At 50.6% G+C, this 25,632-nt stretch carries 21 protein-coding genes; 6 read left to right on the top strand and 15 right to left on the bottom strand.

Translation table 11 applies throughout. The features are described 5' to 3' along the window. Positions 1-83 precede the first annotated feature (83 nt). The 9 genes from NC981_RS16295 to NC981_RS16255 all read right to left on the bottom strand — a co-directional run bounded on the left by NC981_RS16295 (position 84) and on the right by NC981_RS16255 (position 8,307). Positions 84-2,258, bottom strand: a complete 2,175-nt coding sequence (locus NC981_RS16295) for a polysaccharide biosynthesis tyrosine autokinase (protein ID WP_348243909.1) — start codon at positions 2,256-2,258, stop codon at positions 84-86. 40 nt (positions 2,259-2,298) lie between these two features. Next, a complete protein-coding gene (locus NC981_RS16290) occupies positions 2,299-3,543 on the bottom strand; it encodes a polysaccharide biosynthesis/export family protein (RefSeq protein WP_348243908.1) in 1,245 nt (414 codons plus the stop codon). Between the two features lie 93 nt (positions 3,544-3,636). Further along, on the bottom strand, positions 3,637-4,323 hold the full coding sequence (locus NC981_RS16285) for a cyanoexosortase B system-associated protein (RefSeq protein ID WP_348243907.1): 687 nt from the start codon (positions 4,321-4,323) through the stop codon (positions 3,637-3,639). After that, a complete protein-coding gene (gene crtB / locus NC981_RS16280; protein ID WP_348243906.1) occupies positions 4,323-5,204 on the bottom strand; it encodes a cyanoexosortase B in 882 nt (293 codons plus the stop codon). The genes NC981_RS16285 and crtB overlap by 1 nt, the downstream gene beginning before the upstream one ends. Positions 5,205-5,207: 3 nt before the next feature. After that, positions 5,208-6,380, bottom strand: a complete 1,173-nt coding sequence (locus NC981_RS16275; protein WP_348243905.1) for a DegT/DnrJ/EryC1/StrS aminotransferase family protein — start codon at positions 6,378-6,380, stop codon at positions 5,208-5,210. 178 nt (positions 6,381-6,558) lie between these two features. After that, positions 6,559-7,188, bottom strand: a complete 630-nt coding sequence (locus NC981_RS16270; protein WP_348243904.1) for a DUF3611 family protein — start codon at positions 7,186-7,188, stop codon at positions 6,559-6,561. An 83-nt stretch (positions 7,189-7,271) separates the two neighbouring features. Further along, positions 7,272-7,691, bottom strand: coding sequence for a heavy metal-responsive transcriptional regulator (locus tag NC981_RS16265; protein ID WP_348243903.1), 420 nt, complete (start codon positions 7,689-7,691; stop codon positions 7,272-7,274). A gap of 3 nt (positions 7,692-7,694) precedes the next feature. Continuing rightward, positions 7,695-8,003 carry a hypothetical protein gene (locus NC981_RS16260; RefSeq protein ID WP_348243902.1) on the bottom strand — a complete coding sequence of 103 codons (309 nt, stop codon included), beginning with the start codon at positions 8,001-8,003 and terminating at the stop codon, positions 7,695-7,697. 133 nt (positions 8,004-8,136) lie between these two features. Continuing rightward, complete coding sequence (locus tag NC981_RS16255; protein ID WP_348243901.1) at positions 8,137-8,307, bottom strand: chlorophyll a/b-binding protein; 171 nt, start codon at positions 8,305-8,307, stop codon at positions 8,137-8,139. 155 nt (positions 8,308-8,462) lie between these two features. On the opposite strand from NC981_RS16255, the gene ald reads away from it, so the two are divergent. Further along, positions 8,463-9,554 (top strand): alanine dehydrogenase, encoded by a 1,092-nt coding sequence (gene ald, locus NC981_RS16250; protein ID WP_348243900.1) that lies wholly within the window; start codon positions 8,463-8,465, stop codon positions 9,552-9,554. Here ald and NC981_RS16245 read toward each other — a convergent pair. Beyond that, complete coding sequence (locus NC981_RS16245; protein ID WP_348243899.1) at positions 9,551-11,194, bottom strand: glycosyltransferase family 39 protein; 1,644 nt, start codon at positions 11,192-11,194, stop codon at positions 9,551-9,553. The two genes, ald and NC981_RS16245, sit on opposite strands and share 4 nt — an antisense overlap. A 71-nt stretch (positions 11,195-11,265) precedes the next feature. Here NC981_RS16245 and coaE point away from each other — a divergent pair, with 71 nt between their 5' ends. The 4 genes from coaE to NC981_RS16225 all read left to right on the top strand — a co-directional run bounded on the left by coaE (position 11,266) and on the right by NC981_RS16225 (position 15,249). Next, complete coding sequence (gene coaE, locus NC981_RS16240; RefSeq protein WP_348243955.1) at positions 11,266-11,859, top strand: dephospho-CoA kinase; 594 nt, start codon at positions 11,266-11,268, stop codon at positions 11,857-11,859. Between the two features lie 55 nt (positions 11,860-11,914). Further along, positions 11,915-12,490, top strand: coding sequence for a hypothetical protein (locus NC981_RS16235; protein WP_190377974.1), 576 nt, complete (start codon positions 11,915-11,917; stop codon positions 12,488-12,490). A 182-nt stretch (positions 12,491-12,672) separates the two neighbouring features. Beyond that, complete coding sequence (locus NC981_RS16230) at positions 12,673-13,710, top strand: fatty acid desaturase (RefSeq protein ID WP_348243898.1); 1,038 nt, start codon at positions 12,673-12,675, stop codon at positions 13,708-13,710. A 513-nt stretch (positions 13,711-14,223) separates the two neighbouring features. Further along, the gene (locus NC981_RS16225) at positions 14,224-15,249 is read left to right on the top strand and encodes a PEP-CTERM sorting domain-containing protein (protein ID WP_348243897.1); all 1,026 of its coding nucleotides are present in this window, start codon (positions 14,224-14,226) and stop codon (positions 15,247-15,249) included. Between the two features lie 36 nt (positions 15,250-15,285). Here NC981_RS16225 and NC981_RS16220 read toward each other — a convergent pair whose 3' ends face one another. The 4 genes from NC981_RS16220 to NC981_RS16205 form a co-directional block, all read right to left on the bottom strand. Continuing rightward, a complete protein-coding gene (locus NC981_RS16220; protein WP_348243954.1) occupies positions 15,286-15,957 on the bottom strand; it encodes a cyanoexosortase A system-associated protein in 672 nt (223 codons plus the stop codon). A gap of 5 nt (positions 15,958-15,962) precedes the next feature. Next, a complete protein-coding gene (crtA, locus tag NC981_RS16215; RefSeq protein ID WP_348243896.1) occupies positions 15,963-16,799 on the bottom strand; it encodes a cyanoexosortase A in 837 nt (278 codons plus the stop codon). 268 nt (positions 16,800-17,067) lie between these two features. Continuing rightward, positions 17,068-20,115, bottom strand: a complete 3,048-nt coding sequence (gene ppc, locus NC981_RS16210; protein ID WP_348243895.1) for a phosphoenolpyruvate carboxylase — start codon at positions 20,113-20,115, stop codon at positions 17,068-17,070. A 62-nt stretch (positions 20,116-20,177) separates the two neighbouring features. Further along, positions 20,178-20,384 carry a hypothetical protein gene (locus NC981_RS16205; RefSeq protein ID WP_190377968.1) on the bottom strand — a complete coding sequence of 69 codons (207 nt, stop codon included), beginning with the start codon at positions 20,382-20,384 and terminating at the stop codon, positions 20,178-20,180. A gap of 334 nt (positions 20,385-20,718) precedes the next feature. Between NC981_RS16205 and NC981_RS16200 the strand changes: the two genes are divergently transcribed. Next, entirely contained in the window at positions 20,719-23,796 is a 3,078-nt protein-coding gene (locus NC981_RS16200) for a DUF1574 domain-containing protein (protein ID WP_348243894.1), read from the top strand. Positions 23,797-23,822: 26 nt separating this feature from the next. Here the strand turns inward: NC981_RS16200 and NC981_RS16195 are convergent, their stop codons facing one another. Then, positions 23,823-25,589, bottom strand: a complete 1,767-nt coding sequence (locus tag NC981_RS16195) for a DUF3352 domain-containing protein (RefSeq protein WP_348243893.1) — start codon at positions 25,587-25,589, stop codon at positions 23,823-23,825. Between the last annotated feature and the right edge of the window lie 43 nt (positions 25,590-25,632).

The raw sequence follows: 25,632 nt of genomic DNA, 5'->3' as shown, positions 1-25,632 counted from the left end.
TTGTATATGCTCCGGTTTCTCAAAGAACCCTTACGATCGCGCTGATTATCTTCTCATTCCCATTTGAAATGCTGCACATGATTTCAATTGCGATCGCTCATTACCACTGTTTCCGGCGCAGATGAAGTAAACAGCCACTCTTTGGCATCATTCATCAAAGCGTCCTCCACGGCACGAGGTAATTGCACCTCAACGCCATTCACCACTGCACCAAGTAAGCGTAAATTCGCGGTTTCAGTCAGTTGGTCGATCGCTTCTTCGAGTAAGCTTTGTTGCGTCACACCGGGACGAGTCACCAACACCATGCCATCGGTCAATGGCTCTAGCAAAAGCGCATCATTACATTGGCTCAAGGGTGGCGAATCTAAAATTACCAGGTCAAATCGCCCCCTTGCATCTTCGAGTAAACGACGGAGTTCGCTGGATTCTAATAACGATGCGGCAGACGCTTGCGGCCCCGGACTGGTCACAACATACAGGTTTTCGACATCGGGAGCGAGGCGAATACAATCGCTGATGTCGCCAAAATACCGCAGCGGCTCTAGCTGGCTATCGGGATCAGGCGTGAGATTCACTTGGTGAGCCGCAGAAGGCGATCGCAAATCCGCTTCAACGAGCAATGTCCGCTTTCCTGCCCGTGCCGAAGCGATCGCTAAGTTATACGCCGTGACTGTCTTTCCTTCATTCTCGATCGTGCTGATGGTCATGATGACGCGCAGATCTTTGGTTTCAGTTAGTCGAAGATTGCTGCGGAACCGCTCGTAATATTCTGCATAAGGCGAATTGGGCTTCACTAAAATTGGAGACTGTCCCGGAATAAAAGATTTGACTTGCGGCAGAATGCCTAAAATTGCCACATCGCGCTGCCGAATTACCTCGCGCAAATCTTCATCCGTGTAGACTGTGCCCTCAAGCATATCGAGCAAGAAGATCACCCCTGCTCCCGCAACTAACCCAACGATCGCACCGACTGCCAGCGTAATCGGAATGCTTTTCGGTGCTTTTACACTTGCAGGAGCAACAGACGGCGCTTGCGCCACACCCAAGCTACTGACGATTTCGACCTCGGCTGCTTTCGCATCAACTAGCTTCTGCTGCATCTGGTCATAGAGACTCTTTTGGCGTTTGACTTGATCTTCCAGCCTGGTGCGCTCTAGCTGCTTGTTGGGAATGGTGGAAAACTGTTGTCGCAGCGCTTGCTCCGATCGCAGACTCGATGCAACCTGCTGCTGTAGCGATTCCTGCTGAGTTTTGAGATTGACCAGCGTATTTGCCAGTTGCTGTCTGGCTGGATCAAGATTGCTATCTTGGCGCACGTTGGCGACAAACGGAGTGACCTGACCATTACCGCCAACCACTTCTGCGGCTCGCTTGCGGATTTCTTCTTCGTAGGCTTGCTGTTGTTTTTGGAGCGTGACTACTTGAGGATGCTCAGGGCGCAAATCTTTGAGTAAGACCGTCATTTGCGACTCGATTTGCTGAAGCTGAGCGCGTAAACTTGCAATGATCGGATCAGCGCTCAGTGCTGAAGACACATAAGCTTGGTTTGGATCAAGTCCTAATTTTCGCTGAATGCTGTTAATTTGGGCGTTAATGCCGTCTAGCTGGAGTCTCAGTTGTTGCTGTTGTTGCTGGCTGCTGGCGATCGACTTAATGATGTTGCCATCTTGAGCGGCAAAGAGTTGCGGCCCTTCGGTGCGATCGTATCGCATCAAGATGCTCTCAGCTTTTGCTAGATCTTGCCGGACACTGGGCAATCGCTGTTCGATCGCGCTGATAATTGCTCTGAGTCGAGCTGAATTGTTCAATCGGCTCTGCTCAATCAATCGACTAGCGAGCAGCGCCATCACGTCGCCGACCCGCTTTTGGTCCCCATCTTTGTAGGTGAGCTGAATTTCTGCTTTTGCCGCATTTGGATCTTTTGGATCACCACCCCCTTTGATCTGAATCGTCGCTGCTTTTTCCAACCGATCGGGCTTGATGCCGACCTCTTTCGCGACTCCTTCGATCACTGCTGGCGTTAATAAAGTGTCTTTTGTAAAGGTTTCGACGGGTTGACGCACCTGGGAGCCGATCGTCGAAAAAGTAATAGGCGGTGCGTTTGCCACGAGTCGAGCCTCGCCCAAGAAATCGATCGGCGGATCGGGCTGAACGGCAACGATTCCGCCCGCACTTAGACCCGCAACCACACTGGCAGGAATCACCCATTTATAGCGATTTACGGCAAGTAAATACCGTTTGACGATCGGTGGAACCATAACAAAGTCCTGTTAACACTAGAAGTTATCGATTCAAAAGTTATCGATCCCCGTTGACCCCGGTTGGGCCAAACAGCGTATCGGCACCGTTTCTCAGCTCCCGGAAAAAGAGCAAGAAGCCTAAAACGTCGCGGAACGGCTGGGTAAAGGTATTGAGCGCATAAGTGATTCTGCCAACGAGGTTGCGCCCGAGAACAATCACGTCATTATCTTCGAGGGCAACGTTTTGAGCCATATTGCCGCTCAGAATGCTGCGAGCATCAATCTCGCGAGTCACTGCTTTTTTCTGAACCGGATCAAACCGAATCAGCGCTACTCGACGTAGATTTGCGGTGTCCGGCCCCGGTCTTGCGGCAGTGAGGGCATCTAGAAAAGTGCTGCCGTTGGGCAGCGTTAGCGTTCCGAGACCATTGTTCGCGTAGCTCAATAGCCGGATGTTGATTTGCGGTTTGGCTAACGTTGATCGTGCCATCAGGGTGCGATCGTAGGTCTGATCCTGTTCTGCAAGCTTGGGGATGACCACAACATCGCCGTCCTGTAGCTTCAAATCCGGTAGCGCCGCTCCGTCTTGTAAAGGAGTGACTAAATCTAGCTTCTCTTCGAGAACCGATCCATCGGATAAAAGCCGTTTGACCTGTACCGATCGTAAATCTGCCTGTCCAGTCGCGCCGCCTGCAAGTAATAAAGCGGCGGACGCACGCGGTAGGGTAAGCGTATAAAGACCCGGACGTGCAATCTCGCCTGTTACGGTGACGAGAACGGGGCGTTGATTGGTGAGTGCCACAAAGACAACCGGATTAATCACAAAACGATTCACCCCTTCCCGGATGCGTTCTTGAGCTTGAGCGATCGTCAACCCTTGCAGCGGCACTTTACCGAGCAATGGGGCGGTAATATTGCCCTCTTGGTCGATCGTCGCTTGAAAATTCAGGTCGGTAAATCGCTGCACCTGCACAGAAACGGTATCGCCCGCCCCCAAACGGTAAAGACTAAACGTTTTGACAGGCGGAACGACTGGCGCTTGTGCATTCGGAGCTTGTACGTTCGGAACAGAGGGCATTGCCGATTCTCGAAGTTTTTGCCGCGCCTGCTCAATGATTTCAAGCGGGGATGGGCGTGTCGGCAAAGGAGCAGAGGGTTGAACAGGCACAGCGAGATCAGACGCAACCGCGCTTCGGGCGCTCAGCCAAATTGACAGAGCAGGAGTAACAGAGTATACACCCGTCATCAGTAGCGAAGTGATCCAGCCGCGTGCATTCGGGAGGTGGAATTGAACTAGAGGCATGGGACAGCCATTCGTGTTGCGATCGTGCTCATTGTAGTGAGATGCACCCCTCTGACATCCGAGTTTTCCGCTTCAGTCTGCCTAAATTGCTGCCTAAATTGATCGGTTTGAGCGCAAAATCTGATTCGTCAAGGTGGATTGTACGGTTTGTACCAGCGATTCGAGCTTGCTGCGATGGGGTTCGATGTCTTCGAGCGGCTCGATCGGTAATATCACGCTGACTGCCACCCAAGCCGCTCTCTGGTTCTGCCATTGGGCGAGACGATCGCGGATAAACCACTGAATCGGAGCTGGGTGTCCACCGTCTTCCCAGGCATACCAACGCATGACGGCATAGGTTTGTCTCGGTGTCCACGCCCGCAGAAATTCAACGGTGATCGAATGGGTTTGGATTGGGCGATGGGAATCGGTTTTCCAGCGTTGGAAGCCGTCGAGATCTGTCCATTCGACTTGCGGCTGCGCGATCGATTTCGTCTGTGGCAGAAATAGAACGGTTGCGATCGTTTGGGTTGCGTCCTGAATTTCCTGGCGCATCCACTTGTGTTCACCGATTTCGGTCGCTTGTTTGGCGATCGTTTGCCAGCCTGGAAACTCGATGCCGACTTTTTTCAGCGCTTTCAAGTTGTCGAGTACGGCAACCGGGGGTGGGGCTGTCCAGCGCCATTGCCCATTTGAGAGATATCCAGGTAATGCGCCTACACCAACAAATCCGCTCAACATCAGCAGCAAAACAACTTTTGGCAGATTGAGCCGGAGCGATTTAGACAAAGAAGACAGCATCAGGATTCGGGGCTGGATGGTGCGAAAAACTTTTCCATCTGGTTTGACAGCACTATTAGTAAGCCCAGCATTGCCGCAGAGTAGACATCTCCACCCCAACCGTCATGCAGGAAATGAAACGCTGATTCTTGTCCTGTGCCGTGGAAGAACGTCAGCAATGTATTGCGGATAATGTTAGCGGTGACGCTGATGAGAACAGTTCCAATCATGAAAGTAATACAGAAAGAACGCGATCGAAGATTGTTTGTCCAATACAGCAGCATCAGCCCCACATATAAGCTAGTGAACAGCATCTTTAATCCGGCACAATAAGGTGCAACTTCGACGAGACGATTGTTTACGAACAGATAAATATTTTCTACTCGCACAGCCATACCGAACTGATTCAAGATAAATCCTGCTGTCCCTGCGATAAAGCTCTGAAGCGGCATTGTGTAAGGGGCAAGTAGGTAAGGAATCTCGTTCGGCGTTGCGAGAAAAACAAGCAGGAGGGCGAAAGCCTGCAATCTTAAGCCAGACACTCCTTTGAGCCAGAGGCAAACGCCAGTTAGCAGAATTGGAAACGACAAATTAACCGGCTCAGGCAGCCCACTGAGATAAAACAATCCTGCGACCAGCAATAATCCAAGACCGACAAGCCTAGCTGATCCCACTTCATCCGCAAGCCGTATCCAGCGCTTGCGGTTATACCAAGCAATATTGGCGGCAAACGGCAGGCCGATTACACCATGACTGAAGTATTCGTGTTCAGTGCTGATTGATTTTCTGATCCAGCCGTCATACCAATGAACCAGCAACGGAGCATATAACGCCGCAATTAATCCCAACAGGACAATATCGCTCCAGTAGCGATCGAGAAATGACAAGCGCCGAATTTGCATAGCTTAAGCTGAAATCTGAACAACATTGGGAGCCGCGAGGCTCTCTTCGATCGTGCCGACGACTTGGATCACTTGCGCTTCGGTTAGGCCGGGATACATCGGTAGCGAAAGGATTTCTTGACATAACCTTTCAGAAACCGGGAAATCTCCTTCTCGATAGCCCAAGTGTTTGAATGCAGGCTGCAAATGACAGGGCAAGGGATAGTGAATTCCAGCCTGAACGCCTCGAAGCTCAAGGCGCTCTTGTAGAGCTGTGCGATCGATCAATCCCGCTTCCGACTGCAACACGCGCAGGACATAGAGGTGATATACATGACCTTTACCGCTCTGGTTTTGGATCGGAACCAGTCCGCGTGAATGCAGGGGATAGAGCAGCGCGTTATATTGTTCCGCAATCTGAAATCGATCGCGGTTCCAATGCTGGAGATAAGGCAGCTTTACGTTCAAAACCGCAGCTTGAATCGAGTCTAAACGGCTGTTCGTGCCAAAGTCTGTATGAAAATACTTGCGGGGAGCGCCATAGTTTCTCAGCGATCGTACCTTTGTCGCGATCACTTCGTCTTTTGTGACGACCATGCCGCCGTCGCCCAATGCGCCTAAATTCTTGCTGGGATAAAAGCTAAAGGCAGCCGCAAGCCCGATCGATCCAGCTCGAACCCCCTCGCATTCTGCCAAATGTGCCTGTGCCGCATCTTCAAAAATCACTAATTCGTAGGTATCGGCTAAATCTCTTAACCGACTGGGGGAGACCATCTGCCCATAAAGGTGAACAGGAACGATCGCTCTAGTCCGAGGTGTAACGGCTCGCTCTGCCGCAGCTAAATCGATCAGCGCCGTTCTTGGATCGCAATCGACCAGAACGGGTGTCGCCCCACAGCGCAACACTCCGATCAGCGTCGCGACAAAGGTATTCGCAGGCAGAAGCACCTCATCGCCCTGTCGAATGCCACAGGCTTGCAGTCCCAACGCGATCGCATCGGTGCCACAGGCAACTCCAATCCCATGCGCGACTCGGCAAGCTTTTGCAAACGCCTGCTCAAATTCTTTTACCGCTTGTCCCACAATGTAGTCTCCTCGCTCAAGCACTGTATGAATGGCTTGTTCGATTTGAGACTGGATCGGTTGGTGTTGAAGCGTGAGATCGACGAATGGAATGGTAGGAGAGATGCTCTGCATACTAAAGCTGCCAGATGGATGAGCAAGCCGAGTAGAAACCCCAGGGAATCTAAAAGTCGTTGCGCTTTATAAGAGTGACAGATCTTATTGAGCGCCAAATTTCGAGTTCTGTCTGGTTCAGAGTACCCAAGGAAAACCACTTCGATGCAGACGAGATCTGAAGAAAAGGTAAAGCTTGCTACTGGCGATGCAGCCAATTGACGGTGGCAACTGAGGCGATCGTGCCCAGAAAGTGCGCCGTAACTCCGATGATGTTTGACATCGCCACAAAGACATCTAGTGGACGAATAATCCGGGCGGGGTCATAGATGGCGACTCCTTGGGGTTGGGAAATTGCTTTCGACAGCAGGACTCCTAAAGTTGTGCCGCTGCCTAAGATGGTGAACGCCATGCCGAGAAATCCAGCGATGATGCCAAGTCGTAGCACTTGCATCACGTCGCTTTTTTTGGGATGGCGCTCTGTGCTCGGATGGCGAAGTCGCCGCGCAAATAAAGTGTGCCGAAACGCCAGAAAAGCCGTGAATAGTAACGTGGCAATGCCGCAGACTGCCCAGAAGATGCCGATTCCGAGTCCTGGTGTCGTGACGCTGCCGAAGTTATCAACGGGTGCGCCCGGAGCGATAAAATTCGCTGCGGCTTGATTAAAACTTCGTCCTGCGATCGCAAATAGCAGCAGAACTGCGGCGACGATCGCCAATCCAAGCTGCGTGATCACGCCGAGCCATCCAATTAAGCGTAGGACTTTACCAATCTGCCTTAACTTATGATCATTGTCCTCGATCGTAGGGGGTTGTGTGGTGGGGTGCATTTTGCGCTCCTTTGACTTGCTTCTAGTTCACACGCTAGGCAAGAGGAGTAGGCTTAACGACTCTCTCTAGAACGATCTATCAATTAATTCATATCTGCTTCAAGGTTGGGGCAAATTTTGGTGTGGATTAGTTCTGGTGCGGGCTGCTCTTGCCATTGAGAAAGAACGCTTTGCAGTTCAGCCCGGAGCGTATGGAGTTGTTCGATTTGCGCGGTGATTTGAGCCACTTTGTCTTCGATTTGTTCTTTGACTTTTTCGCAGGGCAAAATTCCCTGATCGTGTACCGCCAAAATTTCTTTCACCTCAATCAAGCTCAATCCTAGAGACTGCGCTCTTTTGATAAAAGCAAGACGCTCAATCACTTGAGGCATAAATAAGCGGTAGCCGGACTGCGATCGCTCGACAGTCGGTGTGAGCAGTCCGATATCGTCGTAGTAGCGAATTGTTTTTACAGGTAGACCGCTTTTTGCAGCAGCTTCACCGATTTTCAGAACAGAATTCATTGTTTAGCGTGGCTTTTTAGGCATCGATAAAGGGGGGAGTGATCGCGCGGATGAGGTTTCAGGTAGAGCGCGAACGGGGACTTGTCCGGATCGAGCAGAGGGGGTGACTCGAATGGGTTCAGGTCGTCGAGACAGCGACCACCAGCGGAGAATGAGCGCGATCGTTACGGTGCTGAATCCGAACACGGCGAGCGAAGTGCTGTGGTCAATGCCGCCGATCGCAACGTTCATCATGCCTGCGGTGAGAATAAAGGCAGAAATGGGTTCTTTACGATAAATCGTTCTTAGAACGTGGAACCATAGAGCGTTCATAGCGTTTTCCGGCTTGCGCTTTATCTTATTTTAAAGTGATCGACTGAGAGACGGTAGAGTCTCTCAGTCTTGCTCTGAATTTATTCTTAAGAGGCTGAATTTTGGCTGAGATTTCAGCAAAACTCCGAAATTTCTAAATCAGACCTAACCAGGTCAACAGCCCTTGTCCGGTGACGTATTCTACAATCAGCGTCGCGACAAATCCAATCATTGCTGCACGTCCGTTCAAGCGTTCTGCGTAATCATTGAAGCCGAACTTTGGATTCTCTAGCTTAGGAGTTGTGGTGGGTTGAATTTGAGTCATGATCAAAAAGCCTCTGCTTAACGTGGAGTGCAAACCCGTTTAGAAAGCGGATCTAAACAGTTCTTCATCTTATTCTAAACTCGTCCTGCATTGGACTACGATTCACATGGAGATTGCCGATTAAGCTATAGATAGCTTGTCGATCGAGGTTGATCATGGAAATTGGTGTGCCGAAGGAAACGAAGGATCAAGAGTTTCGCGTGGGATTAAGTCCAAGCAGTGTCCGAGTGCTAGTTGAACAAGGGCACTCGGTGTTTGTAGAGTCGCATGCGGGAATCGGATCGGGATTTAGCGATGCAGATTATACACAGGCAGGCGCGACGATCGTGACGCATACCCAGGAGGCTTGGGATCGAGAGCTTGTGATCAAGGTGAAAGAGCCGTTAGTTTCCGAATATCATTACCTTCAGAAAGGCAAAATTCTGTTTACGTATTTGCATTTAGCTGCCAATCGCCGCTTAACCGAACATTTGCTTGATTCTGGTGTAAGTGCGATCGCTTACGAAACGGTTGAACTTCCAGATAGACGCTTGCCGTTGTTAACGCCGATGAGCATTATCGCGGGGCGACTATCGGTGCAATTTGGCGCGCGATATTTAGAGCGGCAACAGGGCGGGCGCGGTGTGTTACTCGGTGGAGTTCCGGGAGTGAAGCCGGGACGAGTGGTGATTCTGGGTGGGGGAATTGTTGGAACCGAAGCGGCGAGAATGGCGATCGGGATGGGCGCACAGGTGACAATTTTGGATGTGAATGTCGATCGATTGTCTTATCTTGAAACGATTTTCGGTTCACGAGCAGAGCTACTGTATAGCAATTCGAGCCACATTGAAGAACTCGTACCGCAGGCGGATTTGCTGATCGGGTCTGTGCTCATTCCAGGACGAAAAGCTCCGATTTTAGTATCGCGGGAATTGGTCAGTCAGATGCGATCGGGTTCAGTCATCGTGGATGTAGCTGTGGATCAAGGCGGCTGTATCGAAACATTGCATCCAACTTCACATACAGCGCCAACCTATGTAGAGGAAGGTGTCGTGCATTATGGGGTGCCGAATATGCCCGGAGCTGTTCCCTGGAGTGCAACTCAGGCGCTAAACAACAGTACATTGCCCTACGTGATAAAGCTAGCGAACAATGGAATGACAGCGCTCGATCTTGATTCTGCGTTAGCAAAGGGCTTAAACGTGCAGAATCATCATTTGTTCCATTCAGCCGTACAAGAAGTGTTTCCAGATTTAGCGCGAGTCTAGCGACAATCGTAGCCAACATAAGGAATACCAATGCGGTATTGCTGGTTTGGATTCCGATCGCATCTCCGCTTCTGAACGGTGACTTGATCCGGAAAATCACGCATCCTTAAACCAGGCGCGATCGCCCAAAATTTTTGAATGGGAGGAGTCTCGACCTTCAGTGTTGCTAACTTTTGCCAAAAGGTGTTATGGCCTTGCGATCGCGAAACGAATGCAAATCTTGAAGGTTGACAGTGTTGGGGATGCTGTTTCTCCTCAGTTTGAATCGCTAAAGCAAAGCCTAATCCTAAAGCAATGTCTTGAAAATCGTTGTAGCTCATGACGATCGCGCTACAGTCTTTAGACAAGATATTGTTAGCAACACGATCAGGCGTAAACGGCTTGAGAAACACTAAGTTAGACACCACGAAAACGCAGCTTAAACCGCCGACAAAATACAGCAGCAATGGTTTTTCATACTTAGAAGGCTGCAACTTCCAAAAGCTTGCTCCGATCAATGCACAGACGGCTGGATAGTAGATGAAATTGTATCGGGGCACTTGAGTAATGTCTTTGCCAAGAATGTAGACGATCGCCACAAATTCAAGAATGACGGCAATGACAAAACTTGCAAGCACTAATGTTTGCCAATGCGTTTGTGGATCGTGCCACAGGAGCTTTAGTCCTTTTACAATGCACCAAACAATCCAGCCTGCCAACAACAGCATTGCGATCGCGCATAGCACAATCATCCAAACTGGCTGATACTCCACCGGAAACGCTACCACCATGACAAGCCAACCTGCGACAAACTGATATAGCGGAACTAGAAAGCTCCACCATGCAGCAGTAGAGGTTTCTAGCCAATCTGTTTCAGGACGACTGATATGACTGATAAAAGTTGGGAGCCAGGGAAAGCAGATTGCAACTATTCCTAAGCCTGCAAGGACGATCGCACCCCAAGTCTGCCACCAGAACGTTAAGGGTTGCCTCGATTTCAATCGAATTTGCAGCACCAACAGCGCGAAAAACTGAGCGACGATCGCTAATACTAAAAAATAATGGACGTAAAAGCCAACACCATTTACAACGCTCCAACCCATCCAGATTTTAGAAGAGTGCTTCTGTTGAAGCAAATCTTGTTGAATCCGAACCAATCCAGTGAGTGCCACGATTACAAACAATATCGGAATGGTATAGTGACGTGCTTCTTGAGAGAGATAGATCGCAAACGGTGATACTGCCATGACCAGAGCCGCGATCGTTCCCGCGCTTGGAGAAAAAGCCACTCGATTCAGCCCATATGAGAGCGCGATCGCAGCAACTCCCGCAACTGCACTTAGTGATCGCGCTCGCCATACCCAATCGCCCGGAACCCATTGCAGCCATTGATGCAGCCAGCAAAAAAATAGCGGCGGATGAACCGACTGTACCGAAACTGTTTGAGCAATGTTCGCGCAGGTTGTAGGATTCAGTTGAAAAAACTGATCTAACACCGCAACGGTAAAAAACTGCTCTACTGGCACTTCAAGATAATTCCGCCCCATGCTAAAGATTGCGGTAATCACCTCATCCATCCAGAGCGGTTTTGCGTCAAGATTCCAAAACCGCAGAACCGCACCAATTAGTAGCGCCGTGATTAAGCCAAGCCAATGAGCCAAGAGAACCTCGATCGAGACTTCAGCCCGAACTTTACACTAGATCAAGAAATTTGAGGACACCTTGCATGGGATTGACCCGCAGGATCGGAATTACGGGCGGAATCGGGATGGGTAAAACCACAGTTTCAAATTATCTCGCTGCTGCACATCGTTTACCGATTCTAGATGCAGATTTGATTGCGCGGGATGCAGTCGCACCGGGATCGCCGATTCTGGCTCAAATCATTGATCGCTATGGCGCTCATCTCCTCCGAATCGATGGTACGCTCGATCGAGCAAAACTAGGCACGATCGTCTTCTCTAATCCCACTGAACGCATTTGGCTAGAGCAGCAGATCCATCCGTATGTGAGGCAAATGCTTGAAGCCGAGTGCGATCGTCTTGCTCAAACTCACCCAACGATCGTGCTTGTGATTCCGCTCCTGTTTGAAGCCAATATGACCGATTTAGTGAGTGAGATTTGGGTGATTTGTTGCTCGGAGTCGCAGCAAATTCAACGACTGATGCAGCGTGAAAAGTTGAGCCTAGAGCAAGCCCAAGCGCGAATTCAAAGCCAAATGCCGATCAAGCAAAAGCGCGATCGGGCAAACGTCATTCTTGATAATTCCACAACGCCTGAAGCCTTAATGCGCCAGGTCGATCGGGCTTTATCGCCAACAAGTTGACAACCGACCATCATCGACCGCTAGACTGTTCAAGACTGAATCGGAAAAATTTCTTATGGCAGCCACCTTACAACAAATTGCAGGTTATCTCGACCTTAAAGCGTGGAAATATCGCATTGACGAGGAAGGCAGCCGGATTCTGACCGGAGTGTATGGTGAGAATTTAGAAGATTTTTTGATTGTGATCCAACTCGATGAAGAAGGCGAATTCTTCGAGATGTTCGCACCACGGGTGTTGTCAGGAGTCAAAGACCATCCGCATAAAGCGGCAATTCTACAAACAATGCTGGCAATTTCTTGGGAAACCAAGATGTTGCAGTGGGAATACGATCCCTCAGACGGCGAGATTCGTGCAATCATCGAGTTTCCGCTAGAAGATTCTACTTTGACCGAGCGCCAGTTCAACCGATGCTTACATAGCCTCGTAGAGTTAGTGGATGAACTCGCTTTACCGCGCTTGAAGGCAGTGATGGAAACCGGCGAAGATCCTGGCGATCTTGAAGAAGGCGAACGCTTGTTACTAGCGCTACAGGAAGAAGCACCAGGACTACTGACCGTTCTAGAGCGAGCAATGGAAGCACGAAAGCGACGGGGGCGACGCTTGCCCTCAGAAGGAAAAGACGAATCCTGAAGTCAGGATCAGGAAACGTGGTATAACAATTAAGGTTTCTTAATAAGAAAACACAATACTTTAATAATCTGAAATCGGGTTGCCGTCGCCTGGAGCCTGATTTTCGTGCGGCAAATGTTTGATCGAGCATTTGTCTCAACGATTGTGTTTTTTACAGTCCTTTCCGGAGAGAAAGATCGTTCATGACAGCATCGCTCACGCCCGATTATTCGACTCTGACGAGTCCCGAAACAAAACTTCGATTGAAAGACATTATCAAGACGCTACCGCGTGAGTGCTTTCAAAAAAATATGCAAAAAGCCTGGACAACCTTAATCGTCAATGTTTTGATGGTGGGCTTAGGCTACTGGAGTATTCAGGCTTCTCCCTGGTTTCTCCTGCCGTTTGCCTGGATTTTTACCGGAACGGCACTCACTGGCTTTTTTGTAATCGCGCATGACTGTGGACATCGATCGTTTGCCAACCGTAAATGGGTAAACGATCTCATTGGTCACATTTTTATGGCTCCGTTGATCTACCCGTTCCATTGCTGGCGGATTTCACACAACCAACACCACAATCACACCAACAAAATGGATGTGGATAATGCGTGGCAACCGTGGCGACCGGAAGTGTATGACAGTCTCGACCCGATTACAAGAATCGCTTACAAAACGACTCGCGGACGGCTCTGGTGGTTAGCATCGGTTCTGCACTGGGCGATCGTTCACTTTAACCTAGCGAACTACAAGCCGAAAGATCACGGCAAAGTGAAATTGTCGATCGCGGTTGTCGTTGCGTTTGCGGCGATCGCTTTTCCTGCTTTGTTTCTAACGGTTGGTGCGTGGGGTTTTGTTAAGTTCTGGCTGATGCCCTGGTTGGTTTATCACTTCTGGATGAGTACCTTTACGCTGGTTCACCACACCTTACCGGACATTCAATTTAAAGAGCCAGAAGAATGGGATGCCGCCCAAGCGCAATTGTTCGGCACCGTGCATTGTGACTATCCCAAGTGGATTGAATTCCTCTGCCACGATATCAATGTCCACATTCCGCATCACCTTTGTACAGCGATTCCGTCCTACAATCTGCGGCTGGCTCATCATAGCTTGACCCAAATTTGGGGGACTCAGCTAAGGCAGTACAAGTTCTCCTGGGGTTTGATGAAAGAGATCACCGATCGCTGTCATCTGTACCACCCAGAGTACGCTTACCAATCGTTCCGCTCCTACAAAAAGTAGCAGTCAGGAAGAGGATTAAATGCAGAACTCCGATCAAACGATCGGAGTTTTTTGTTAACAGCCAGTTCTATAAGCCGCACTAATATCTGCCGTAAGATGCCGGCAGTTCGATCGAAGGATAGAGGAAACATTCAACCCCACGGGAGGCACGATCGCGCGGCGGCAAATTGTATTCTATGAGCATAAGTTAACAGCCTATACGGAAGCTAAATATGTCAAGTCGGGGAGCCAAAAAGCTCCCCTTATTATTTGGATGCTTTAAAGAAAACAGAAATTCTATTGAGAATTACAAAATTCATAATATTGAAATCTTAATAGTGAAAAATATCAGGTTCCGTGAATATTCAGGTTTAATATTTAAGCTTGTGTAAAATAATGCAGATAGTGCTAGAGAATTCCACAGGATTCTGTTAGAAATACTGAGCTGTTCTACAGCAATGACGATTCTGCGAAGCGACAAGGTTACGGGGGCATCGACCCATTTCTCTCCGTTCTACTGAAAGGTCTCCTCGTATGACAACTGATCCGCATGGTTCCCGGAATTTTCCTGAGCCGCATTCCACCCCGGCAGCGCCTACAAACGCGAAGCTGCCCCAGTTTATGATCGTGCGAAATCATTCCTCGCAACGCCGTGTTTCAGCGCGGCGATCGTCTTTAGCGCGATTAAGCATCGGCATTACCAGTAGCTGGCTTGTCGGTAATATTGCGCTCCCGGCTTATGCTGCTACTTTCATCAACAATTCAGGCATTCAATTTGAACAAGACACAACCCTCGAGTCTAACTTTGTCGAATCTCACGGGGCGTATCAATCCACCTTCGGCGTAATTAACCTGGACACAAAAGAGAAAACGCCGTTGCTAACTGAAACCCAGCCCTCTGACGGGTCTGAAACAATCTTCAAGCCTTCCTCTTTCCGCAGCCACCTTGGAACGGCTACCGACTTCAAGGGCACGCCTGGCAATGCAGTTCCGAAGCCCGTAGCGCAGTACAAATTCAGAGCAAACCAGCGATACGTGCTGTATCTAGAATCTACTTACAAAGGTCGTCCGACTGGCGTAGTTTACTCAAACAATGTCCTGAATCCCAATCGCGAACAGCAGGTGCAATTTGCTGGGGGAGTGAATGATTTGTGTACGAGTGGAATCACGATCGGCTGGGACGATACTGGCTCAAGGCTGGTGCGAAACCGCCAGCAGGAAGACCGGGATTTTGATGACTTTGTGGTGCAGATGAAGAATACAACCTGCGGAATTGGCAGCGATCAAATCACGCCGCAGCCAGAGCCACCGCCATCCGTGGTTGCTGAGTTACCGCCTGCTCCTTCTTCGGGAGGAGTCAGCCCGCTCTGGGCAACACCGCTCTTGCTGCTTCCCCTTGTTTTTGGTTCCGATCGAGGTGGGTCTAACCCAGACACTCCATCAGGCTGCTCAGGCGGAAATTGTAAGCCTATCCCAGAACCGCTGACGATTTTGGGATCAGGAAGCGCGATCGCAATGGCAGCATTGATGGAGCGACGCAGAAAACGCAAGCGCAAGTAGGAATACTGGCGCGGCGCAATGCGCCGCGCCAGTTGCTTAAGATTCAGGCGGATAGTTGTTTTGCCACCATTGCACCCATTCAACCCAAGCTTGTTCGAGTTCTGGTTCAGAACTCGTCGTTGAAGTGGAGGTTATGGGCGTTGACATTCTCACCCAAAGACAGCGCAAATCTCGCAGCGGAACCTGTCCTAGAAACCAAGGCAGCGCCCGGCGAGCCAGCACATCGAAACGATTCTGGGCGTTGCGGAGCTGACCATTTGTGATGGTTGTTTCTCGCGTTGCTGGAATGCAGCCCGTGATGAAAAATTGCTTCGATCGCTGATAAACTGCGTGCGTCCCAACGCTGGATTGAGCGGGCGTAAGCGGAATGCGCTCCATCTCAACCGTACTGTCTTTAACAATATCCGAGACTGAGGAGTAGTTGCGAAGATAGCGCATTTCGATATTGATCGGCTGACCGTTGCGGAGATAGCGGTAATGCTGTCCTGAAACAGTCAAATCATCCACGCTGGTCGCGAGAGAAGGCGTATAGAGCTTTTGTTGCCCGATCGGGCTAGCTTGCACGAATTGCCAGCGAGACAGAGGAATAGAAGTGGGAAATGTGTAGCTCGGTGGCAGCGGTTTTTGTGCAGGGGTGAGCACCAACTTGAGCAACACCAAACCGCTGCTTACGAGCGCTGCGCTTAACCAAAAATTACGAGTTTTCACCCAGTTCAAGCTTGCACCTCCTCTTCTTCTTCTGCCCGATCGACTTGCTCTAACAGCACGTAGCACAGTAAGCCAAACAGCGAAACAGAAATCAATGAAAAAATCAGCGATCCGGTTCCAAGATGCCAGTAGTCGAATGCGTCTCGATTGTTTTGCGCGACTAGGACTGCCATCAGCGCAACTCGAATGCTGTTGACCACAAAAGCGATCAGCACAGCCGCGATCAACACAATCAGCGATCGCATCCAGCCGATCGGAAACACCAGCACAAACAGAATACCGAGCGATAAGTGTTGCCAAATCAACTGAAGTCCAGAGCAGCCGGGATAAACTTCAACGCTCCCGGTCGGTAAATGCAGCAACACTCCTTCTTGAATGACGCGAAAGCCTGCATACCAGAGCAAACTACCGCTAAATTCTGCGGTGAGCGGAGAGATATCGAACTGCGACAGAATGGTGGTCGTGGGGATAGCCATTAAACCCAGAGTCAAGAGTTCGCGCCAATAACAATTGAGCGTGAAGCCAGAAGCAAGTAGCGCGACGCTGATTCCAGACATCAGCGGCAGAAACCGCATAAATGAGTCGTACTCATTGACAGTGAGGCTTCTAAGTAATATCCAGGCAATGCAGGCAAGCCCGATCGCGCTAGCGATGGGAGTGCTTTTGAAGTTGAGTTCCTGCCGTCTGCGCCAAATCATAAACCAAGCGGCTGCCCAACAGACGATCGAAGCTTCCAAAAATTGCCCCTGATGACCGGTTCTCCAGATCAGTTGGAAATGGACGGTCGTCAAGGCGACTGCGAGCGCTAGCAGTAAGTAACGGGTGTTGAAAAACCCTTTCATGGGGTACGACTTTATTTACGACTTTATTAAAGACTGCAAAATCAAAAAAGCTAGGGCTTACGATACTTAGTCTTGCGGATAATTTCTAGTCGCTCAGGATAGATTGCCTAAGTAGATGAATCGTTAAGGGAGAATTTTAAAGCAATGTAATACCCATTCAAACAACAAATGTGGCGGATCACCGATTTGTTGCATTCGCGATCGTAGCGACGCAATTCGTCGCGTCGCTGGATATAGGAGCACAATACCAGCGATAAAATTAGCCCCATCAGCCCGTATTTCTCATCCCCGCAGCAATACCGTTGATGGTTAACAACGCGCCGCGTAGGAGTTCACCTTTGCTGTAGCGCGATCGCACCACCCCTGAAGCTGCCAGCGTTTTATGCTGCCGCAGTCGCTTCAGCAGAGACACTTGCAAAAAGCCCAGAGGAACGATCGTGCCATTGCGTAACTGCACCGATCGCTGAAGCTCTGGATCGCCGTCTAATAAGCGATTGTGTCCGGTGATCGTCAGCACTAGCTCACGCGTGAGCAGATACTCGTTGCGAATCTGCTCGAACACGGGAGCAAAGCGCTCTCGATCTTCAGGCTGCGTCAGTTCATCAACATAGTGACCCGCAATTTGCAGATCGACTTTAGAAAGCGTCATTTCTACTCTGGAAATCGCCATCTTGAAAAAGGGCCATTTGTAGTAGAAGTGCCGTAGAAGCTGCATGTGTTTTTCTGGAGCTTCATCAAGAAAGCCTTGCAGCGCTGTACCCACACCGTACCAGGAGGGCAGCAAAAACCGGCTTTGCGTCCAGCTAAACACCCAAGGAATCGCCCGCAGACTAGCGAGATCTTTCTTGCCACCCCGACGCGCTGGACGCGAGCTAATTTGAAGCTGACTAATTTCCTCGATCGGTGTGACTTGATGGAAGAAATCAATAAAGTCCGGTTGTTCGTAGATGAGCGCACGGTAGTGAGCGCGCGATCGTGCCGCTAACTCTTCCATCACCTGCTGCCACGGCGCAATCTCATCAAACTTATTGTGTAACAGACTGCCCTGAATTACGGCGGTCGTTACCGTTTCCAAGTTGTAAATCGCGAGTTCAGGCAGCGAATACTTTGATGCCAGCACTTCACCTTGTTCGGTAATTTTGATCCGACCATTCACACTATGTCCGGGCTGCGCCAAAATTGCTTCGTAAGCCGGGCCGCCCCCACGTCCCACCGAACCCCCGCGACCGTGGAAGATCCGCAGCACGACCCCATGCTCATCTGCAATACTTTGCAGCGCTTGCTGCGCTTTGTGAATCTCCCAATTGCTGCTGAGGAATCCGGAGTCTTTGTTGCTGTCAGAATAGCCCAGCATCACTTCTTGCAGTGCGGTTTTAACTCCGATCGACTCGAATCCACCCGCTAACAATGCCTTATAGAACGGTAAGTCAAACACGCCGCGCATTACACTGGGTGCTTTTTGCAAATCCTCAACCGTTTCAAACAGGGGCACAACTTGAATCGCTCCAACTCCGGTCACAGGATCGTAGAGTCCCGCTTCTTTGGCAAACAGCAGCACTTCCAGCAAGTCGCTGACATCGTGACTCATGCTGATGATGTAGGTGTGGCAAATGTCGATACCAAATTCCTGTTGGAGTTTGCGAACCATGCGGAAGGTTTCGATCGTTTCGCGAGTGCGATCGGAAAAAGGCATCTCGGTTGGAATTAACGGTCTGCGCGTCTGGAGCTCGGTGACCAGCCATTGGCAGCGTTCCGCTTCGGTCATGTCGTTGTAGGCTTTCGGCAGAACTTGCAGGTACTCCACAATTTCATTCATCGTTTCGGAATGACGCGGGCTTTCCTGCCGAATGTCCAGATGCGCCAAATTAAACCCGAAGATTTCGACTTGACAGATCAAATGATCGAGATCGCGACAGCTTAATCCAGTTGCAGACAAATTGCCTTGAATCAGGCGCAGTTCAGCCAGGAAATCGTCGCCCGATCGATAAAAGGTGGCTTCATCGTATTCGGGGATTTCCTGTTGCAGCCCGTCGCCGTTTGAGAGAACATCATTGCGATCGAGCGCATTTTCAAGTCGCTTGCGGATATAAGCAAGCTTGAGGCGATACGGTTCTTGGCGAAAGCGGATGGATAAGCGATCGTACACATCCGGCATTCGCTGTTGATCTTGTTCTAATGATTCCAGCAAATCCGGTAGCACATCGCTCCAATGCAGCGACAGACTCAGCAAGTCACTCAGCGACTGAATTGATTGAACATAGCGCTCCAGCACCATACGTCTTTGATAACAGGCAGTTTGCCAGGTGACTTGCGGTGTAACCGAGGGATTGCCATCGCGATCGGCTCCCACCCAAGAGCCAAACTGACAGAAATTGCGGCGCGGCATCTGCATTTTGGGGAACGAGCCGTGAACCGCCTCTTCTAATCGCTGATACAGATGCGGAATCGCGTCGAAAATCACTTCTCGGAAGTAATGCAGCGCGTGATCCACTTCATCTAAAACCGTGGGCTTAAACTGATGCAGTTCATCGGTGCGCCACCACAGGCGGATTTCTTCGGTGAGCTGATCGCGCAGGGCATCGGCTTCCCAAGACGAAGAAAGACCGACCGCTTTCAAGCTGTCTTCGACGCTATCGAGTTGGCGCAGGATCTTGGCGATGCGGCGCTGTTTATCGCGAATCGTGTGGCGCACAATCTCAGTCGGGTGCGCGGTAAAGACCAGCCACACATCGAGCTGATTAATCAAACGCTGAATCTGCTGCGGTGGGACATTTAACTGCTTTAAGCGCGGAAACAACCAGTGAAACGTGCCAATTTCACGCCGAGAAGCCGATTCGTGCAGACTTCTTTCTAGAAAGTCGGCTTCGGGTCGTCCGGCATCTTCCTCGGTGGCATACGCCTGCCGTTCATGTTTCGGATCGGGCTGAGCATGTCCCTCACGCGCCATGCGATATTGCAACTGCTGATCGCGCTGTTCGTAGTGTTGCTCAACGATATTGATCAACTGAAAGTAGAGCGCGAAAGCGCGAGCCGCCCGAATCGCCTCATTTAGATCGAGCTTTTCCACGACCTGCAGCACTTCAGACCCGGTAAAGGTCGTCGCTTGTCCCTCTGGAGAACACATCTGCCGCAGTTGATTCAACAGATCGACCAGTTCTTGCCCGCACTCTTGGCGCAACACCGCTTCCCAAAGGTCTTCAACAATCTTGAGCCGATGACGCAGAAATAAATCGGACATCAGCGTGGTGACATCTTCAGAGGTCGCTGTGGTGATGCTGGCTGAAAATTCGTCAGAAGAGGGTCGGGTCGAACTCATACAGTATTCCAGAGGGGTTCAACAATTTTAGGAGAGAAGGGTAAGCTTGGGGAGACGATCGCTCACGAATTTGGCGGGAAATCCAAATGGGGAAGCCGATCGCCCCGAAATAGTTCTTCGCTCATCGTGCCGAGTTCTTGAAGGGTTTGCGCGATCGCGTGTCCTCCAATCAAAGCGACCAAAACGGGAATCGTCGCAACACTTAAGGCGACATCAGGATCAACAAAAGAATCAATAAAGCCGAAAATGTGATCGAAGTCAGAGTTCATTAGATTGTAGATTCCAACGCGAAGTAAACCAGTGTCTAGAGTAACAGTCTAAACGGTGCATCATTTCTCCAGGTGTTTCTAAAGCGATAAAGTCTCGAATTCAGCCGGATCGTGGATCTGAAAAGCTAGCCAGCAACGCGCGGACGGAGCCGCAGCACTTTAGAGTTATCGAGTAGAGTCTGAAAAAATTGCGTCGATCGCACAGTTTGTGCTTACCATAGCTAAAAAAAGTGTATCAAAATCAAAAGTTAAGCTTAAATGCTGCAAGGTCGGATCGAGGGCAAAAAACTTAGACCATGAATCAAGCGAGTTTTGATTCGTGGTGTGCCGCTGAGTGTTGAACATCATACAGGGAAGCAGAATTCGGATGGGGAATCGATCGCCGTATACAGTCTCTTCGTCACCCAGAGCCGTTGGATCACGGTTGCCGTTGCTGCCGTGGCTCTACCGTGTGATCGGCATTCCTAAGATTCAGCTACAAGTGCGGCTCCGTGGAAATAATCTCTATATCCTAGCGGAAGGGCGCAACTGTCCGGATCGATCTCTGATGTTTGAACACCTGGTTCGGGCACTGGCAAAAACCGAGATCGAAACGCTTCTACCGCCTTCGCAGCCGAAAGTTTATCAGGTGATTCTTTACGGTCGTCGCGCTGGAGAACCGCGCCCAGAGTGGGCAGAGGTGATCCACGTTGCTCAGATCGATCGCTATTTAGAGGATCTACAAGGCGCGAAAACCGAGAGTGAAACGACGGTCGCAATCGAGCTTGCCAATTTGGGCCTGGCAAAGCGCGGCAGACCGGATGCGATCGCGCGTTATTTGAGCGAAGCATTAGCTGCGTTAGGCGTTGCGGTGCGTGCCAGCGTCAAATCGGCAGCGCTGCCCGAAGAACCCGAACTGCCTCAAATGGCAAATCTAGCCTCGGTCTTGAGCAGTACGGCTTCACTGACACCGCAAGCGCTGCTGAATCGTCTGTGGGTCGTCTGCGAATCGGTCTACAGTCCCGACACATCGCTGCTGAGTGAAACGATCGCCCAAAAGCTGCGGGACTTAGAACTGGATGGATTTCGCGATGCGATCGTCTTTAGCCGCGTTCGGGGAGAAGCGGAGCCAGAATGGGTGCTGCGGGTCGATCTGACTCCACCCCAGGAAATGCTGAAGGACTGGGCACGTTGGGGCGATGTCGAAGCGCTGACGCGCTTGATGAATAGTGCCGTGCGGGATCAAGGGGTAGACCTATCTGCCACCTTGATGGACAAGACGCTGCACGTGACGGCTCAACGCCTGAATGCCCCCGAAAAAGAGCGAATTTTCGCCGCGATCGCACCGCTGATCGACACGATCGCGCCGCAAGGCATTCGAGCGATGGCAGTTTACGGACTGAGCGGCACGCCCAATCCGATGCCGCACTTGTCGATTCCCGATGCGCCGGTTTGGGTGCAGTGGATGGATTTACCCGCCGCAGAGCATCCCGCTTTGTCTGAATCGACGCGCCTCCTTGCCCAAGAGGGCGACTTGAGCGCGATCGCGTTTTTGCTGACTCGCTTGCTCAATCCGCATCTCGATACGCAGTTAGCCACAGGCGGAATTCGGCTGCAAATCCGACAGAAAGGAGATTTGCTGCACATTATGACCGATGCACCCATTTGCCCGTCGCAGAATCAAGTGGGCGCAAAAGTCGTGAAATTTATTCGGGCATTAAAGCTGCCGGATGTGCAAGGCGTGCGAGTTTATGGGCGACGATCGGGACAAAAGCGCCCCCTGTGGAGCTACGGCGCTGATTTTGCCTCTCGCGATCTCAATAGCACTCGTCGGACACGATCGACCCCCGAAGCGACTCCAGAATTTGCGACTTCAGATGCGTATGTGGGCGATCTGCTAACCAGAGAACCCGGAGCGCTCACGGTTCCAGAGTATGAAGATGTCGAGCCAACGCTCTGGGAGCAAGTGGCTGAGGCAATTCAGGGGGGAATGGCGCGGACTCGACTGTTTACGATCGAATCCGAAACCGCACCAAATACCGCTCGCGCTGCCCATACGTCTGCTCCGAATGACGCAAGAGTGGCGATCGTTTGGGCAGTCTTGGGGATTTTGCTGACGGTTCAAGCGGATTGGCTGCTGGGGCAATGGGTCAAACCGCTGATTGCCGCGAAACCGGCTCCGAGCGCTTCGCCTGCTCCTTTGCCACCAGAGCAACTGACGTTACCGCAATTGTCTCTGCAAAAATCCGCAGGATTTGATACCATTGGTTCCGGCTTTACGCAATCGACCCAGACGTTACTGACACCCGGATCAGGCTCAACAGCGCTTTTAGCCTCGCCGTTGAAGCCGAAAGCCGCGATCGATACCTCGCGATCGCCGTATCCCACGTTCAATGCTCCGCAAATCGATGAAAAGTTCGTGTTGTATCGGCAGTACGTCGCGCAGTATGGTGCGCCTGATGTGCTGATTGTTGGAAGTTCAAGAGCAATGCGCGGGGTTGATCCAGTTGCACTAGAACAGGCTCTTGCAACTCAGGGCTATTCTGGAATGCGAGTGTTTAACTTTGGCATCAATGGCGCAACGATTCAGGTTGTAGATCTAGTTGTACGGCGATTGTTGGCATCGGAAAAACAGCCGAAACTGATTTTGTTTGCCGATGGGCTACGGGCATTTAACGAGGGGCGACCCGATGCGACGTATAACGCGATCGTGTCCTCTCCGGGCTATCGCAAGCTGCCCGAAGTTGCAAGCGATGCGGCTCCCAGTCCCACGCAAGCCTTCACAAAACCTCTAGAGACGATCGTTCGCACTCCTACCACGGTTGCCGATCGCTATCAATCTTTTAATGACCAACTTTTACAGCAAACGGGTCAGCTTTCGACGATTTGGAGTCAACGCGATAAGCTGCAAACCCTGATTAAGCGCAGTTTATCGTTTAGTTTTAGCCCGATCGCGACTTCAGAAGCTGATCCAGAATCGACGATCGTTCAAGATGGACAAGGCTTGATCGATATCAATGGCTTTTTGCCGATTTCTTTGCGCTTTAATCCAGTCACGTACTATCAAAAATACGCCAGAGTTCCGGGAGAAAGCGATGCGGACTACGCCAATTTCAACTTAGACGGCGCACAAACTCAGGCATTGCGATCGCTAGCGCAGTACACCAAGTCACAGGACATTCCTTTGGTTGTGATTAATTTGCCGCTGACTGAGAACTATCTCGATTCCTATCGCCGTGAGCGAGAACAGCAGTTTCAGCAATATCTGATGCGAATGTCTGGGGAACTTGGCTTTACGTATCGCGATCTGCTTGAGAATTGGAAGAATACACCTGACTTCTTCTCTGATCCAAGCCACCTCAATCGTTACGGTGCTCATGCTGTTTCGACGCATCTTGCGAAAGATCCGCTCATTCCCTGGAGGAAACGCTAGGCATGAGCGGAAAGTTCTGACTTTGTTTAGCGCTTCTGGCGTGAGGCAAGCGCTAAAAAGCCGTCGAACTGAACTTGATCGCCAGTAATCGTACTCGCACCGCTAATGCTGCGAATGCTGGCTAATGTATCTTGCACTTGCGTTAAAAATGGATTTCCCGCCATCGATCGACCCATGAACGCGGGTAACACTCCATTGTTCACAAACGCCATGAATGCGCCTTGATTCACATAGAAATAGCCCAAATTCGCATTGGGAAAGGGCGCGATCGCAGCCTGGAAATTCGCGCTTTGGGTGAGATTCCGTTGTGGCTTCGGGTTAAATTCACTCATAGAACCGCCCCCGAACAGCATGATTAGCGTGTTGTCATCTGTCCAACCGTGACTAAATAAGTTCAACGATCGACCGTTAGCAACGGCTCCATAGTTAGCGAAGGGCTGTCCAGCAATCTCGCCTTGCTGTACCAAGGGCTTGCCGAGTCGGGGTGTGATAAATGTATTGAATTTTTTCAGGGCTGCTTCAGCCGCCGGACGATCGCTCGTTTGCATCATCATTCCCATCGCAATATCCAAGTTGGGAGACATTGCTGGAATGAAGCCTTTGCTCGTCGGGTAAGCAAATAGAACATATTCACCGTTCATCCAGGGGAGAACATCACGATCGTCTACCCCAATAAAGCCTTGCAGCGTTTGCCGCACTTGGTCTAGGCTTTTTTTCCAAGTGGGTTGAGTTTCTAGCGCGGTTGTCAGAACACGCCAGTAAACGGCTAGATTCTGACTGTTTGACATCATGTAATTGACTTCGGGCAGTCGCTCTAGAATCTGATTGCGCGTGATGAGCGAGGATCGCAAGTCTTCTGGAACAGCTTGTTTAAGGTTGACGGCAAGTTGCAGGCGCATTCCAGTCGGTTCTGCCCAGACATACCCCTCAGCAGTGTCGTAAAACTGCGAGAGCGGATCAATCTGATTGGGATCGAACGCTGGCGGTACGGGGCTATTTGGATTGATTTTGCGAAGCTCTTCGAGTTGGGCTTGACTGATTTGAGTGATCGCTTTGATGGCTTCGGTGTACTTGCCATATAGGGTCGCGATCGCCCGACTCGATTTCGGATTGTTGGCAATGCGCTGAAACTTGGGATGATCTACCAATTTGCTCTGAGCATCGAGCATCTCTTGAATGGCTGCGGCAGAATCCGAACTGACGAAATAACCGGGGAGAACCGCGATCGCCACCTTGGGAACTTCAAACGCATCAGGTGGAGCAAGTTTGAGATCCTGGTTAGGTTTAGAAGGGGTAAAGTAAATCGGCTTTTCCGGTTCAAACTCTAGAATGGTTGCACCTTTGTACTGAATTTCTTTCGGTGCTTTGGTGCGAGAAGCCTTGATGCGATCGACATACTGATTTAATGCCGCCTGATCTTTAACTGACGAAACCATCAAAACGCTCTTTGCTGACAGTAACGCCACGCCAAACTGATCCCCCAACCACGGCTGGACATCCTTAGCGAAACTCATTCCTGCTTCAGCCGGATAAAAGATTCCTCCCGGAAACGCTAGATCAGTTGGAAACAGATTGAACTGGCTCAATTGTTGCCAGCGATCGTCTTGGGTATTAATCATCACAACGCCCAATGTTTCTACTGGTAGAATCCCAGCAATCGAGGTCGATTGTGTGACCGGCGCAGAAACCGGCTCAGGTTGAGCAAACACTTTCGACGGCGCGATCGGTAGCTCCGGCGCAGCAACCAGATTGAGAGCAGCAAGCATCGTAAACAAAGAACGTTTTAGCAACATAATCGGTGGGATTAACGTAATAATTAAAATCCTGCCTGAGAGG

The organism is Leptolyngbya sp. DQ-M1 (genome assembly GCF_039962505.1).
Classification (GTDB): Bacteria; Cyanobacteriota; Cyanobacteriia; order Leptolyngbyales; family Leptolyngbyaceae; genus Leptolyngbya.
Note: the sequence above shows the minus strand (reverse complement) of the source record. Positions and strands in the feature narration are given on the sequence as shown.

Bases quoted from the DNA above. Each gene is read 5' to 3' on its own strand.
- NC981_RS16295 (WP_348243909.1), bottom strand. From the start codon at position 2,258: ATGGTTCCACCGATCGTCAAACGGTATTTACTTGCCGTAAATCGCTAT.
- NC981_RS16290 (WP_348243908.1), bottom strand. From the start codon at position 3,543: ATGCCTCTAGTTCAATTCCACCTCCCGAATGCACGCGGCTGGATCACT.
- NC981_RS16285 (WP_348243907.1), bottom strand. From the start codon at position 4,323: ATGCTGTCTTCTTTGTCTAAATCGCTCCGGCTCAATCTGCCAAAAGTT.
- crtB (WP_348243906.1), bottom strand. From the start codon at position 5,204: ATGCAAATTCGGCGCTTGTCATTTCTCGATCGCTACTGGAGCGATATT.
- NC981_RS16275 (WP_348243905.1), bottom strand. From the start codon at position 6,380: ATGCAGAGCATCTCTCCTACCATTCCATTCGTCGATCTCACGCTTCAA.
- NC981_RS16270 (WP_348243904.1), bottom strand. From the start codon at position 7,188: ATGCACCCCACCACACAACCCCCTACGATCGAGGACAATGATCATAAG.
- NC981_RS16265 (WP_348243903.1), bottom strand. From the start codon at position 7,691: ATGAATTCTGTTCTGAAAATCGGTGAAGCTGCTGCAAAAAGCGGTCTA.
- NC981_RS16260 (WP_348243902.1), bottom strand. From the start codon at position 8,003: ATGAACGCTCTATGGTTCCACGTTCTAAGAACGATTTATCGTAAAGAA.
- NC981_RS16255 (WP_348243901.1), bottom strand. From the start codon at position 8,307: ATGACTCAAATTCAACCCACCACAACTCCTAAGCTAGAGAATCCAAAG.
- ald (WP_348243900.1), top strand. From the start codon at position 8,463: ATGGAAATTGGTGTGCCGAAGGAAACGAAGGATCAAGAGTTTCGCGTG.
- NC981_RS16235 (WP_190377974.1), top strand. From the start codon at position 11,915: ATGGCAGCCACCTTACAACAAATTGCAGGTTATCTCGACCTTAAAGCG.
- NC981_RS16230 (WP_348243898.1), top strand. From the start codon at position 12,673: ATGACAGCATCGCTCACGCCCGATTATTCGACTCTGACGAGTCCCGAA.
- NC981_RS16225 (WP_348243897.1), top strand. From the start codon at position 14,224: ATGACAACTGATCCGCATGGTTCCCGGAATTTTCCTGAGCCGCATTCC.
- crtA (WP_348243896.1), bottom strand. From the start codon at position 16,799: ATGAAAGGGTTTTTCAACACCCGTTACTTACTGCTAGCGCTCGCAGTC.
- ppc (WP_348243895.1), bottom strand. From the start codon at position 20,115: ATGAGTTCGACCCGACCCTCTTCTGACGAATTTTCAGCCAGCATCACC.
- NC981_RS16205 (WP_190377968.1), bottom strand. From the start codon at position 20,384: ATGAACTCTGACTTCGATCACATTTTCGGCTTTATTGATTCTTTTGTT.
- NC981_RS16195 (WP_348243893.1), bottom strand. From the start codon at position 25,589: ATGTTGCTAAAACGTTCTTTGTTTACGATGCTTGCTGCTCTCAATCTG.